This window comes from Mycobacterium sp. 852013-51886_SCH5428379 (assembly GCF_001665575.1).
GTDB lineage: Bacteria > Actinomycetota > Actinomycetes > Mycobacteriales > Mycobacteriaceae > Mycobacterium.
The window spans coordinates 278789-291789 of sequence record NZ_LZSU01000019.1 but is presented as its reverse complement, the minus strand read 5'-3'; the positions used below and the strand labels follow the sequence as shown (position 1 = coordinate 291789).

Here is a 13001-nt window from a genome sequence, read left to right as displayed (position 1 = left end):
ACAGCATTCCCGGTCGTCAAGCCCGCGGCTTGACGACCGGGAATGCTGTTTCGCGGCTCAGGGGTGCAGGCCGCGCAGCAGCACCGCCAGTCCGTATTCGAAAGCGTCGTCGGCCCGCCCCGGTTTCGGGGACCCGGTGGCCAGGGCGGCGGTCAGTTCCGGACTGCAGCCGGGTCCGGGCCGCCACGGTTCGTCCGGGGCCGCGACGTCGAGCGCGGCCCCGAGCACGTAGTTGTCCACCAGGGTGATGCAACGCAGCGTGTCCGCGGGACTGAAGCCCGCCCGGTGCAGCGTGACCGCCAGCGCGTCGTACATGGTGAAGGCCTGGGGGCTGTTGACGGCGAACTCGGTCAGCAGCGGAATCAGGCTGGGATACCGGGCGAAGCTGGCCCGGTAGGTCCGGGCGATATCGGCCACGACGTCGCGCCACGGCCGGTCCGGATCGTCCAGGTCGATGGACGGCAGCCGGACCTCCGACATCGCGCGCTCCCGCAGCAGTTCGACGACGGCGTCGCGTCCGGATACGTGGTTGTAGAGCGACGACGGTTGGACCCGCAGTTTGCGTGCGAGCGCCGGCATGGTGAACCCGCCCGTGGTGCACACGAGGTCGAGCGCCGCCTCGGCGATGAGGTCGACGGACAACTTCGGCGTGGCGGGCCGGCCCACTCCGCACCTCCCGGTTGCGACGTCGGGTGACTGTGCTCACAATAAACGAACTACATTCGTTTTAGGAGCCGGATGATCGTCCTCACCGCGGCGGCGCCACCGCCGCTGTCCCGCACCGCGGAATCGCACCGCCCCCCACTGCGCGTCGGGCTCGTCCAGCATCGGTGGCGCCCAGACGCCGCGGTGCTGGCCGCGGCGGTGCGGTCCGGAATCGCCCTCGCGGCCGACGCCGGCGCCACGGCGGTATTCCTGCCCGAGATCACGCTGCTGCGCTACCCGGCTGATCGACCCGGTGGCGCGCACGCGGACACGCTGTCCGAGGACCTCCACACCGGGCCGACGTTCACGCTGGCCGCGGAAGCCGCGACCGCGCACGGAATCTTCGTGCACGCCTCGCTCTACGAGCGCTCGCCCGCCGCCGACGGGTTGGGACTCAACACGGCGATATTGGTCTCTCCCGCAGGCGAACTCGTGGCTCGGACGCACAAACTGCACATCCCGATCTCGGCCGGCTACTACGAGGACACCTATTTCCGCCCGGGCGCCGCCGACGATCCGTACCCGGTGTATGCGCCCGACGGACTCGGCGCGCGCATCGGGCTGCCCACGTGCTGGGACCAGTGGTTTCCCGAGGTGGCCCGCAGCTACTCGCTGGGCGGCGCCGAGATCGTGGTGTATCCCACCGCGATCGGCTCCGAACCGGTGTTCCCCGATCTCGACACCCGACCGCTGTGGCAGCAGGTCATCGTCGCCAACGGCATCAGCAGTGGCCTGTTCATGATCGTGCCCAACCGGGTCGGCGACGAGGGGGCCCTCACGTTCTACGGATCCTCGTTCATCTCCGACCCGTATGGCCGGGTTCTGGTGCAGGCGCCGCGCGACGAGGAAGCTGTACTGGTCGCCGACCTCGACCTCGACCAGCGGCGGGACTGGCTGGAGCTGTTCCCGTTCCTGCTCACCCGTCGCCCCGACACCTACGGCGCCCTCACCGAACCTGTTGACCCGCAACATCCTTACGGTGCCGGGCACCGGGCGACGGCGGTCGTCAAATGAGCGCGACGCTGTTCACCGGCGGCGTGATCTGGACGGGTCGGCAGGAGACGGACGCGCTGCTCGTAGTCGACGGTGTGGTCGCGTCGATCGGGGAGGCGGCCCGGGGCGCGACGGCCGCGACGACGGTGGATCTGCAGGGCGGCTTCCTGATGCCGTCGTTCGGGGATGGTCACGCCCACCCGCTCTACGGCGGTCTGGAGGCGGTCGGCCCCGCGGTGCGGCAGGCCACGACCGTCGACGAGATCGTGCTCGCCGTGAAGCGGTACGCCGACGAGAACCCGGAGCAGGAGTGGATCGTCGGCGCCTCCTACGACGGCAGCCTCGCCGAGGGGGGTCTGTTCGACGCCCGCTGGCTCGACGCCGCGGTGCCGGACCGGCCGGTGGTGCTGCGGGCCTGGGATTACCACACCGTGTGGTGCAACTCCGTGGCGCTCGAACGTGCCGGAATCACGAGCGACACCCCCGATCCCGTGCTCGGCGAGATCCCGCACCGCGCAGACGGCTCGGTGCTGGGCACCCTACGGGAGTGGGGCGCAGTCGATCTCGTGATGAACGTGATGCCGCCCCGCGACGAACAGGTACGCATCGATGCGCTCGGCACGGCCGCCGACTACTACCTCGCCCGCGGCGTCACCTGGGTGCAGGATGCCTGGGTCGAACCAGCCGACGTCGACACCTATGTCGAGGCGGCCCGCCGCGACGCCCTGCGGGTCCGGTTCAACCTGGCCCTCTACGCCGATCCACGCCACTTCGACAGGCAGGTCACCAGATTCGCCGAACAGCGCCGGGCAGTCGAGGCGGCCGGCAACCCGCTGCTCACCGCGCAGACGGTGAAGTTCTTCGCCGACGGCGTCGTCGAGAACGAGACGGGGGCGCTGCTGCAGCCGTACTGCACGGGCCTGCACGCGCATAACCGGGGTATGCAGAACTGGGAAGGCGATTCCCTGGCCGAGGCGGCGCGCCGCGTCGACGAGCTCGGTCTGCAGATCCACATCCACGCGATCGGCGACGCCGCGGTGCGCCAGGCGCTCGACGCGATCGAATACGTGGTGGCGCAGAACCCGCCGCGCGATCGACGGCCGGTGATCGCGCACTGTCAGCTCGTCGACCAGGCCGACCTGGCCCGCTTCGCCGCACTCGGGGCGATCCCCAACATGCAGCCGCTGTGGGCCCAGTTGGATGCATTGATGACGGTGCTCACGATTCCGCGGCTCGGTGCCGAGCGGGCCGACCGGCAGTACCCGATCAACACGCTCGACACCTCCGGCGCCCCGCTGAGTTTCGGATCGGACTGGCCGGTGTCGTCCGGCGCACCGCTGGATGGCATCGCCGTCGCGACCTCGCGGCGCACCGCCGCCGGCGATCCCGAGGGCGGCTGGACGCCGCACGAGGTGCTGCCCGTCGAGCGTGCGCTGACCGCCTACACCGCCGGGGTCGCCAAACAGGCGTTTGCCGAACAGCTCTGGGGTGTGTTGGCGCCCGGCGCCAGCGCCGACATGGTGTGGCTGCGCAGCGACCCCCGCACGACCGCACCGCTCGAACTGCCCACGGTGGGCGTGCGGACCACGTATCTTCGCGGAGCGCCGATGTACCAGGCACGGGACTGAAAGGTCGATATGACATCCGAATTCATCGCCGACACCGACGAGGGCAGCCTCAAGCGGGCACTGGGCCTGCCGTCGCTGGTGCTGTTCGGTCTGGTCTACATGGTGCCGCTGACGGTGTTCACCACCTACGGCATCGTCACCGTGACCTCTGGTGGCCGGGTGCCGCTGTCCTATGTCGTCACGCTGATCGCGATGGTGTTCACCGCGTTGTCCTACGCGCGGATGGCGGCGGCGATCCCCGTCGCGGGCTCGGCCTACACCTACACGCAGCGGACCTTCGGGGCGCCGGCGGGTTTCCTGGCCGGGTGGTCGCTGATGCTGGATTACCTGTTCCTGCCGATGCTCAACTATCTGGTGATCGGGCTCTATCTCAACGCGGCGGTGCCTGCGTTGCCCGAATGGGTGATCGTGCTGGTCGCGATCGCCTTCGTGACCGTGCTGAACATCGTCGGCATCGTGTCGGTGGCGCGCGCCAACTTCCTGATCATTGCCATCCAGGCGGTCTTCATCGTGGTGTTCCTGGTGCTGGCGCTGGGCAAGATCGCGGGTTTCGGGACCGTCGACCTGTTCGCTCCGTTCACCGGTGACGGATCAGCCGACGGTATGGGCCCGGTACTCGCGGGCGCGGCGATCCTGTGCCTGTCGTTCCTGGGTTTCGACGCCGTGTCGACGCTGTCGGAGGAGGCCAAGGACCCTCGCCGCACGGTGCCGAAGGCGATCATGATCGCGACGATCGTGTCGGGCGTCATCTTCATCGTGCTGTCCTATGTGGCGCAGATGGTGTTCCCGTCCAACGAGTTCGAAGACGTCGACTCCGGCTCGCTCGACGTCATGGTCGCCGCGGGCGGCGCCTTCCTCAACGCGCTCTTCACCGCCGCCTACGTCGCCGGGGCGACCGGTTCTGCGCTGACCTCGCAGGCCTCCGTCGCGCGCATCCTGTTCGCGATGGGCCGCGACGGCATCCTGCCGCGCAAGGTGTTCGGACACGTCTCGGTGCGGTTCAGCACCCCGGTGTACGCGATCCTCGTGGTCGGCGTCATCTCGCTGCTGGCCATCGTCATCGACCTGGCCATGCTGGCCTCACTGGTCAGTTTCGGTGCGCTGGTGGCGTTCTCGGTGGTCAACCTGTCGGTGATCAAGCACTACTTCGTCGACCTGAAGGATCGCCGCAACATCGCGCTCAACCTCGTCGCACCGGCCATCGGTTTCCTGCTGACGGTGTGGCTGTGGACCAGTCTGTCCGGGATGACGCTGGTGATCGGGATGATCTGGCTCGCAGTCGGATTCGTCTGGCTGCTCGGGGTCACCCGCGGCTTCACCCGCCCGACGCCGGTGCTCGACCTCGAAGAGCGCGTCTAGCCCGAGGCGCTCGTGCCCGCGAAATAGCATTCCCGGTCGTCAACGCGCGTGCGTGACGACCGGGAATGCTATTTCGCGAATAGACACCTAGCCGATGTAGGCCATCACGTGCTTGATGCGGGTGTAGTCCTCGAGGCCGTACATCGACAGATCCTTACCGTGGCCGGAGGATTTGAAACCGCCGTGGGGCATCTCGGCGACCAGCGGGATGTGGGTGTTGATCCACACGCAGCCGAAGTCCAGAGCCGCCGAGACCCGCAGCGCCCGGGAAACGTCCTTGGTCCACACCGACGACGCCAGACCGTATTCGACGCCGTTGGCCCAGGCGATGGCTTCGTCCTCGTCGGAGAAGCTCTGCACGGTGATGACCGGGCCGAAGATCTCCTGCTGGATCAGCCGGTCGTCCTGCAACAGTCCACCCACTACCGTCGGCTCGACGTAGAAACCCTTGTCGCCCTGCCGGTTTCCGCCGGTGGCCACCGTGGCGTGGGACGGCACGTCGTCGAAGAAGCTCATGACGCGCTCGAACTGGTTGACGTTGTTGACCGGCGGCACCCAGGCGTCCTCGTCGTCGGCCGGCTTGCCGAACGTCGTCGTCGCCGCCCTGGCCTGTTCGGCGAGCGCGTCGGTCAGCTCACCGGCGATCCGGGCCGGTGCCAGCACCCGCGTCGCGGCGGTGCAGTCCTGTCCGGCGTTGAAGTAGCCGGCGGTGGCGATACCCTCCGCGGCGGCGGCGATGTCGGCGTCGTCGAACACGATCACCGGCGCCTTGCCACCGAGTTCGAGGTGGGTGCGCTTGAGATTGCCGCCGGCACTGACCGCGACCGCCTTACCTGCGGCCACCGATCCGGTGATCGCCACCATCTCCGGGGTCGGATGCGACACCAGATTCGCCCCGGTCACCCGGTCGCCGGTCACCACGTTCAGCACGCCCGGCGGCAGATGCTTGGCGGCCAGCTCGGCCAGCATCACCGTGGTCACCGGGGTGGTGTCGCTGGGCTTGATGACGACGGTATTGCCCGCCGCGATCGCCGGACAGATCTTCCAGATCGCCATCATCATCGGGTAATTCCACGGCGCGACCTGGCCGATCACGCCGACCGGTTCGCGCCGGATCCACGAGGTGTGGTTCTCCATGTACTCACCGGCGGACTTGCCCTCCAGCACGCGGGCGGCGCCCGCGAAGAACCGGATCTGGTCGACCATCGGCGGGATCTCCTCGGCCGCGGTCACGTGGTTCGGCTTGCCGGTGTTACGGCCCTCGGCGGCGACCAGTGCGTCGGCCGCCTTCTCCACCTCGTCGGCGAAGTCGAGCAGCGCCTTCTGCCGGTGTCCGGGCGTGGTGCGCTTCCAATCTTTGAACGCCTTCGACGCTGCGCTGTAGGCGTTGTCGATGTCCTGTTCGTTGGAGACCGGCGCCGTGCCGTACTCCTCGCCGGTGCTCGGGTCGACCAGCGGCATCGTGGCCCCGGAGACCGAGTCGACCAGTTCGCCGCCGATGAAGTTCTTGACCGTTGTCATGAAGTGCTCCTTGTCAGTTACAGGTCGCGCAGGAGGTCCTCGAGGACGTCGAGTCCCTCGGTGAGCAGGTCGTCGCTGATGGCAAGCGGGGGCAGGAACCGCAGCACGTTGCCGTAGGTGCCGCAGGAGAGCACGATCACGCCGGCGGCGTGAGCGCCTGCGCAGAGCGCCTTCGTCAGCTCGGCGTCGGGTTCGAGGGTGCCGGACTTCACGAGTTCGACGGCGATCATCGCGCCGCGGCCGCGGACGTCGCCGATCCTGTCGTCCTCGGCCTGCATCCGGCCGAGACGCTCTTTCATCAGCGTCTCGATCTGGGCGGCCCGCTCGACCATGCCCTCGGACTCGATGGTCTCGATGGTGGCCAGCGCCGCCGCGCAGGCGACCGGGTTGCCGCCGTAGGTGCCGCCGAGACCGGAGACGTGCGGGGAATCCATGATCTCGGCGCGGCCGGTGACCGCCGAGAGGGGCATGCCGCCGGCGATGCCCTTGGCGGTGACGATCAGATCCGGCTCGATGCCTTCGTGTTCACACGCGAACATCCGCCCGGTACGGGCGAAGCCGGTCTGCACCTCGTCGGCGATGAACACGACGCCGTTGGCCCGGCACCACTCCAGCAGGGTGGGCAGGAAGCCGTCGGCCGGCACGATGAACCCGCCTTCGCCCTGGATCGGTTCGATGATCACCGCTGCGAGGTTGTCGGCGCCGACCTGCTTGTCGATGACGGTGATCGCGCGGCGGGCGGCCAGTTCGCCGTCGGTGGCCAACTCTTTGCCGCCGAACTCGGCGTCGCGGAAGGGATAGGACAGGGGAGCGCGGTAGATCTCCGGGGCGAACGGCCCGAACCCGTGTTTGTAGGGCATGACCTTGGCCGTCAGGGCCATCGTCAGATTCGTCCGGCCGTGGTAGGCGTGGTCGAACGACACCACCGCCTGCTTCCCGGTGTAGGAGCGGGCGATCTTGACGGCGTTCTCCACGGCCTCCGATCCGGAGTTGAACAGCGCCGACCGTTTCTCACCGCCGCCCGGGGTGAGCCGGTTGAGCGCCTCGGCGACGGCGACGTAGCCCTCGTACGGCGTGACCATGAAGCAGGTGTGGGTGAAGTGCCCGGCCTGCGCGGCGACCGCCTCGACCACCCGGGGCGCGGCGTTGCCGACGGTGGTGACCGCGATGCCCGAACCCAGGTCGATGAGCCGGTTGCCGTCGACGTCCTCGACGATGCCGCCACCGGCCCGCGCGGCGTAGACGGGCATGGTCGTTCCGACTCCGCGCGACACGGCGGCGGCCTTGCGATCGATGAGGTCCTGCGATTTCGGACCGGGAATCGCGGTCGCGAGATGGCGGGTCTGCTCGAGGGTGCTCACGTCAAGGCTCCTGCGGACGATGCGGCGCGGCTGGGTCGGGTCGAGCCTAGTCGCCGGAAGGCCCGATGTGCGGGGGAAACAGCCGTCGTGGTGGCCTGAGTGCCACCGAATTCGCACCAAACGTGTCTCGATCGTGCGGTTTCCGCGGCATCTGGCGGTGTGGCGTCCGGGCGGAGGTGGTCAGGATCGCTCAGCCGACGAGCGGGTGGTAGGGCCGAGGCGGTGACAATGGCACACTGGTCACCGGCGAGGTGCCGTTTCTGAGGGAATTCCTGGCGCCGTACCGCACCGAAAACCCGACACGAAAGACGCTTGCTGTTATGGATCTCGTTGTTTTCCTCCCGCTGCTCATCATCATGGGCGCCTTCATGTTTTTCGCCTCGCGCCGCCAGCGGAAGGCGATGCAGGCGACGATCGACCTGCACAATTCGCTTCAGATCGGCGACAGCATCCACACCACCTCCGGCCTGCGGGGCACCATCACCGGGATCACCGACGACTACGTCGACCTGGAGATCGCCCCCGGCGTCGTGACCACCTGGATGAAGCTGGCCGTCCGCGACAAGATCGAGCCCGCCGACGAGTTCGAGGACGATGAGGACACCGCGGTCGAGCTGTTCGACAGCCCCGCCTCCACCGATGCCGTCAGCGACCCCGACCGGCTCAAGAAGGACTGACAGCTACACACTCAGCACCGCCCCGTACCCTTTGCGGTGCTATCGACCTGACTCCGAGGGGACCCAAGCAACGTGGCATCGTCTTCGGCGCCGGTACATCCTGCCCGTTATCTGTCGCTCTTCCTGGTCCTGCTGGTAGGCACCTACCTCCTGGTCTTCCTGACCGGGGACAAGCAGGCCCAGCCGAAGCTCGGCATCGACCTGCAGGGTGGCACCCGCGTGACGCTCACCGCGCGCACGCCGGACGGCTCCGCGCCCACCCGTGAAGCGCTCGATCAGGCGCAGCAGATCATCAGCGCCCGCGTCGACGGGCTCGGTGTGTCGGGGTCCGAGGTGGTCATCGACGGCCAGAACCTCGTGATCACCGTGCCGGGCAACGACAGCAGCGAAGCCCGCAATCTCGGTCAGACGGCACGCCTCTACATCCGCCCGGTGATCCAGGGCTTCCAGGCCGCCGCCCTCAACCAGCAGGCCCCGCCCGGGCAGGCACCGCCCGGCGGTGCGCCCGGACAGACCCCACCCGGCGGTGCGCCCCCCGGTGTGCCGCTCCCGGGTGAGGAGGGCATGGTCCCGGAACCGGGGCAGCCGGCCCCGCAGCCGCGTCCGTATCCGCAGCAGCCCGCTCCGCCGGCCCCGCCGACGCCGCCCGCGCCACCCAGCCCGACCCCGTCGCCGACCCCGGAACTCCCGGAGACCCCCGGTTCCGGTGAGCGGGCGGCGCTGGCCGAGCGCATCGCCGACGAGAAGCAACTGCGCCAGAGCGAAGACCAGTCGGTGCAGATCCTGGCGCTGCAGTTCCAGGCCAGCCGCTGCGGCGAGGACGATGTGCTCGCCGGCAACGACGATCCGAACCTGCCGCTGGTGACCTGCTCGACCGACGGGCAGACCGTGTACCTGCTCGACAAGTCGATCATCAGCGGCGAACAGATCCAGAACGCCACCTCCGGTCTGCAGCAGCAGCGTGGCGAATACGTCGTCGACCTGGAATTCAAGGGTGACGCCGCCCGCGTCTGGGCGGACTTCACCGCGGCCAACGTCGGCACCCAGACCGCGTTCGTCCTCGACTCCAAGGTGGTCAGCGCTCCGGAGATCCAGGAGGCGATCCCCGGTGGACGCACCCAGATCACCGGCCGCTTCACCCAGCAGTCCGCGAACGAACTGGCCAACGTGCTCAAGTACGGCTCGCTGCCGCTGTCGTTCGAGTCCTCCGAGGCCGAGACGGTGTCGGCCACCCTCGGACTGCAGTCGCTGCGCGCCGGTCTGATCGCCGGTGCGGTGGGACTGGTCGCGGTGTTGCTCTACTCGCTGCTGTACTACCGCATGCTCGGCGTGCTGACCGCACTGTCCCTGGTCCTCGCCGGTGCCATGGTGTTCGGGATCCTGGTGCTGCTCGGACGCTGGATCAACTACACCCTGGACCTGGCCGGTATCGCCGGTCTGATCATCGGCATCGGCACCACCGCCGACTCGTTCGTGGTGTTCTTCGAACGCATCAAGGACGAGATACGCGAGGGACGATCGTTCCGATCCGCGGTGCCACGCGGTTGGGCCAGAGCGCGTAAGACCATCGTCTCGGGTAACGCGGTCAGCTTCCTGGCCGCCGCGGTGCTGTACTTCCTGGCCGTCGGCCAGGTCAAGGGCTTCGCGTTCACCCTCGGTCTGACCACCATCCTCGACGTCGTCGTCGTGTTCCTGGTGACCTGGCCGCTGGTGTACCTGGCGTCGAAGTCGACGCTGCTGGCCAAGCCCGCCTACAACGGCCTCGGCGCGGTGCAGCAGATCGCCCGCGAACGACGCGCCGCCACTCACGCGACCACGGGACGGGGATAGTCGATGGCCGTCAACAAGCGAAGCTCCGGCGCGGTGGAGGCACCGCCGCTCGACAGCACGTCCACCACCGCGCCCCAGCACGGCTTCTTCGTCCGCCTCTACACCGGCACCGGCGCCTTCGAGGTCATCGGGCGCCGCAAGCTCTGGTACGCGGTCAGCGGGGCCATCGTGCTGATCTGCCTGGCCAGCATGTTGCTGCGCGGGTTCACCTTCGGGATCGACTTCGAGGGCGGCACCAAGGTGTCGATGCCCGTCGCCGGCGCCAACGGCGCGGCCACCACGACGCAGGTCGAGACGGTGTTCAACGACACCATCGGCAGTGCACCGGAGTCGGTGGTCACCGTCGGCAGCGGCGACGCGGCCACGGTGCAGATCCGGTCGGAGGCGCTCGACAACGCCCAGATCGAGGAGCTGCGGACGGCACTGTTCGATACGTTCCAGCCGACCGGTTCCGACGGTCAGCCCAGTAAGCAGACGATCAGCGACTCGGCGGTGTCCGAGACGTGGGGCGGTCAGATCACCAACAAGGCGCTGATCGCGCTCGCGGTGTTCCTCGTGCTCGCGGCGCTCTACATCGGTGTGCGCTACGAGTTGTGGATGGCCGTCTCGGCGATGACCACCGTGATCTTCGACCTCGTCGTCACCGCGGGCATCTATTCGATCGTCGGATTCGAGGTCACCCCGGCCACCGTGATCGGGCTGCTCACCATCCTCGGCTTCTCGCTCTACGACACCGTCATCGTGTTCGACAAGGTCGAGGAGAACACGCAGGGCTTCGAGCACACCACCCGGCGCACCTTCGCCGAACAGGCCAACCTCGCGATCAACCAGACCTTCATGCGGTCGATCAACACCAGCCTCATCTCGGTGCTGCCCATCATTGCGCTCATGGTGATCGCGGTGTGGCTGCTCGGGGTGGGCACGCTGATGGATCTGGCACTGGTCCAGCTGGTCGGCGTCGTCGTCGGCACCTACTCGTCGATCTTCTTCGCCACGCCGCTGCTGGTGTCGCTGCGCGAACGCACCAAGCTCGTCCAGGACCACAGCAGGCGCGTGGCCAACCGGCGCAAGCACGTCGCGGCCAACAGCGGTGGCGTGACGGCGTCGGCGGCGGACGGCGAGCTCGGCGACACCGACGAGGGAGACGACGCCGCGGAGCCGGTGGCGGCCACCACTCCGGTCGGCGACAAGCCGGCACCGGGTGCCCGGCCCGCCGGCAAGACCGGCCGGCCCTCGGGTAAGCGCACCTCCCGGGGCCGGTAGCCCGTATGGCAGCCCGGACCCGGCGCGCCGCGGTCGCGGCCATGGTCGTATCGCTGGTCGGCGCGCTGGGGTTGTCGTCGTGTTCGACCGGCCCCGCCGATGCCGTCGACTACGCCGTGGACGGTGCGCTGATCACCTACAACCCGAACACCGTCGCCGGCGCCGCCTCCGGCGCGGCCCAGGCGTTCGCGCGCACGCTCACCGGCTTCAACTACCACGGCCCCGACGGCCAGATCGTCGGCGACCTCGACTTCGGGTCGATCGCGGTGGTGGGCCGCGCGCCGCTGATCCTCGACTACACGATCAACGACAAGGCCGTCTACTCCGACGGCAAACCCATCACCTGCGACGACATGGTGCTCGCCTGGGCGGCGCAGTCCGGTCGGTACCCGCAGTTCGACGCGGCCAGCCGGGCCGGCTACGCCGATATCGCGCGTGTCGACTGCCAGCCGGGCCAGAAGCGTGCCCGGGTCTCCTTCGCCCAGGACCGCAGCATCGACGACTTCGGCCAGTTGTTCGCGGCGACGTCGCTGATGCCCTCGCACGTGCTGGCCGACGCGCTCGGCGTCAACGTGACCGCCGCGCTGCAAACCGGCGACCAGCCAGTGGTGGAGCGGATCGCGCAGGCGTGGAACACCATCTGGGACCTGCGGCCCGGGCTGAGCGGCGACGAGCTGGCGAAGTTCCCCTCGTCGGGTCCCTACAAGCTGGACTCGGTCACCGGCGACGGCGCGGTCGTGCTGAGGGCCAACGACAAGTGGTGGGGCGCGCCCGCGGTCACCGACCGGGTGACGGTGTGGCCGCTGGGTCCCGACATCCAGGAGCGCGTCAACGAGGGCGCGTTCGACGTGGTCGACATCGCGACCGGGTCGTCGGGCACGCTGAACCTGCCCGAGAACTACGTCCGCAGTGACAACCCCTCCGCCGGGATCGAGCAGCTGATCTTCGCTCCGCGCGGACCGCTGGCCGCCCCGCCCGCCCGGCGCGCGCTCGCGCTGTGCACCCCGCGCGATGTGATCGCCCGCAACGCCGAGGTGCCGATCTCGAACTCGCGGCTCAACCCCGCCAACGAGGACGCCTTCGGTGTGGCCGAGGCGACGCCGGAGACCGCGCAGTTCGCGGTCGCCAACCCGGTCGCGGCCCGGGAGGCTCTGGAAAACCGGCCGATGACAGTGCGGATCGGCTACCAGAGCCCGAACGCCCGGTTGGCCGCCACGGTCGGCGCCATCGCCAAGGCGTGCGAACCGGCCGGAATCACGGTGCAGGACGCGGCGGGTCAGGCCGTCGGCCCGAACTCGCTGCGCAACAACGAGATCGACGTGCTGCTCGCGAGCACGGGCGGCGCGGCGGGCAGCGGCTCGACCGGCTCGTCCGCGATGGACGCCTACGCGCTGCACACCGGTAACGGCGACAACCTCAGCGGTTACTCCAACGGGCGCATCGACGGCATCATCGCCGCGCTGGCAGTGGCTTCGGACCCCAAGGAGCTGGCGCGTCTGCTGGCCGAGGGGGCGCCGATCCTCTGGGCGGACATGCCGACGCTGCCGCTGTACCGTCAGCAGCGCACGCTGCTGACGTCGTCGAAGATGTTCGCCGTCAGCGGCAATCCGACGCGGTGGGGCGCCGGCTGGAACATGGACCGGTGGAGGCTGTCGCAGTGAGCC

10 protein-coding genes are annotated in these 13001 nt (G+C 68.8%); 7 read left to right on the top strand and 3 right to left on the bottom strand.

The genetic code is table 11. From position 1 onward, the window contains the following. Nucleotides 1-57: 57 nt before the first annotated feature. Nucleotides 58-666, bottom strand: a complete 609-nt coding sequence (locus tag A5757_RS08755) for a TetR/AcrR family transcriptional regulator C-terminal domain-containing protein (RefSeq protein WP_066831481.1) — start codon at nucleotides 664-666, stop codon at nucleotides 58-60. 72 nt (nucleotides 667-738) lie between these two features. On the opposite strand from A5757_RS08755, the gene A5757_RS08750 reads away from it, so the two are divergent. The 3 genes from A5757_RS08750 to A5757_RS08740 are packed head-to-tail and all read left to right on the top strand — an operon-like array spanning nucleotide 739 to nucleotide 4685. Then, nucleotides 739-1719, top strand: a complete 981-nt coding sequence (locus tag A5757_RS08750) for a nitrilase-related carbon-nitrogen hydrolase (protein ID WP_066831470.1) — start codon at nucleotides 739-741, stop codon at nucleotides 1717-1719. Further along, entirely contained in the window at nucleotides 1716-3326 is a 1611-nt protein-coding gene (locus A5757_RS08745) for an amidohydrolase (protein ID WP_066831468.1), read from the top strand. Before A5757_RS08750 ends, A5757_RS08745 begins: the two co-directional genes overlap by 4 nt. 9 nt (nucleotides 3327-3335) lie before the next feature. After that, nucleotides 3336-4685, top strand: a complete 1350-nt coding sequence (locus A5757_RS08740; protein WP_066831465.1) for an APC family permease — start codon at nucleotides 3336-3338, stop codon at nucleotides 4683-4685. Nucleotides 4686-4772: 87 nt separating this feature from the next. On the opposite strand, the gene A5757_RS08735 is transcribed toward A5757_RS08740, so the two are convergent. Both A5757_RS08735 and gabT read right to left on the bottom strand, forming a co-directional pair. Continuing rightward, a complete protein-coding gene (locus A5757_RS08735; RefSeq protein WP_066831462.1) occupies nucleotides 4773-6206 on the bottom strand; it encodes a gamma-aminobutyraldehyde dehydrogenase in 1434 nt (477 codons plus the stop codon). A gap of 17 nt (nucleotides 6207-6223) precedes the next feature. Continuing rightward, nucleotides 6224-7567: a 4-aminobutyrate--2-oxoglutarate transaminase gene (gabT, locus tag A5757_RS08730; protein WP_066831459.1), complete on the bottom strand. Its 1344-nt coding sequence runs from the start codon at nucleotides 7565-7567 to the stop codon at nucleotides 6224-6226. Nucleotides 7568-7887: 320 nt separating this feature from the next. On the opposite strand from gabT, the gene yajC reads away from it, so the two are divergent. From yajC to A5757_RS08710, 4 genes are all read left to right on the top strand, one after another. Next, nucleotides 7888-8244, top strand: a complete 357-nt coding sequence (gene yajC / locus A5757_RS08725) for a preprotein translocase subunit YajC (RefSeq protein WP_066831456.1) — start codon at nucleotides 7888-7890, stop codon at nucleotides 8242-8244. A 72-nt stretch (nucleotides 8245-8316) separates the two neighbouring features. Beyond that, a complete protein-coding gene (gene secD, locus A5757_RS08720; protein ID WP_066831453.1) occupies nucleotides 8317-10074 on the top strand; it encodes a protein translocase subunit SecD in 1758 nt (585 codons plus the stop codon). A 3-nt stretch (nucleotides 10075-10077) separates the two neighbouring features. Beyond that, nucleotides 10078-11337: a protein translocase subunit SecF gene (gene secF / locus A5757_RS08715; protein WP_066831450.1), complete on the top strand. Its 1260-nt coding sequence runs from the start codon at nucleotides 10078-10080 to the stop codon at nucleotides 11335-11337. Between the two features lie 5 nt (nucleotides 11338-11342). Then, nucleotides 11343-12998: an ABC transporter substrate-binding protein gene (locus A5757_RS08710; protein WP_066831447.1), complete on the top strand. Its 1656-nt coding sequence runs from the start codon at nucleotides 11343-11345 to the stop codon at nucleotides 12996-12998. Nucleotides 12999-13001 lie beyond the last annotated feature (3 nt).

Bases quoted from the DNA above. Each gene is read 5' to 3' on its own strand.
- A5757_RS08750 (WP_066831470.1), top strand. From the start codon at position 739: ATGATCGTCCTCACCGCGGCGGCGCCACCGCCGCTGTCCCGCACCGCG.
- A5757_RS08745 (WP_066831468.1), top strand. From the start codon at position 1,716: ATGAGCGCGACGCTGTTCACCGGCGGCGTGATCTGGACGGGTCGGCAG.
- A5757_RS08740 (WP_066831465.1), top strand. From the start codon at position 3,336: ATGACATCCGAATTCATCGCCGACACCGACGAGGGCAGCCTCAAGCGG.
- A5757_RS08735 (WP_066831462.1), bottom strand. From the start codon at position 6,206: ATGACAACGGTCAAGAACTTCATCGGCGGCGAACTGGTCGACTCGGTC.
- yajC (WP_066831456.1), top strand. From the start codon at position 7,888: ATGGATCTCGTTGTTTTCCTCCCGCTGCTCATCATCATGGGCGCCTTC.
- secF (WP_066831450.1), top strand. From the start codon at position 10,078: ATGGCCGTCAACAAGCGAAGCTCCGGCGCGGTGGAGGCACCGCCGCTC.
- A5757_RS08710 (WP_066831447.1), top strand. From the start codon at position 11,343: ATGGCAGCCCGGACCCGGCGCGCCGCGGTCGCGGCCATGGTCGTATCG.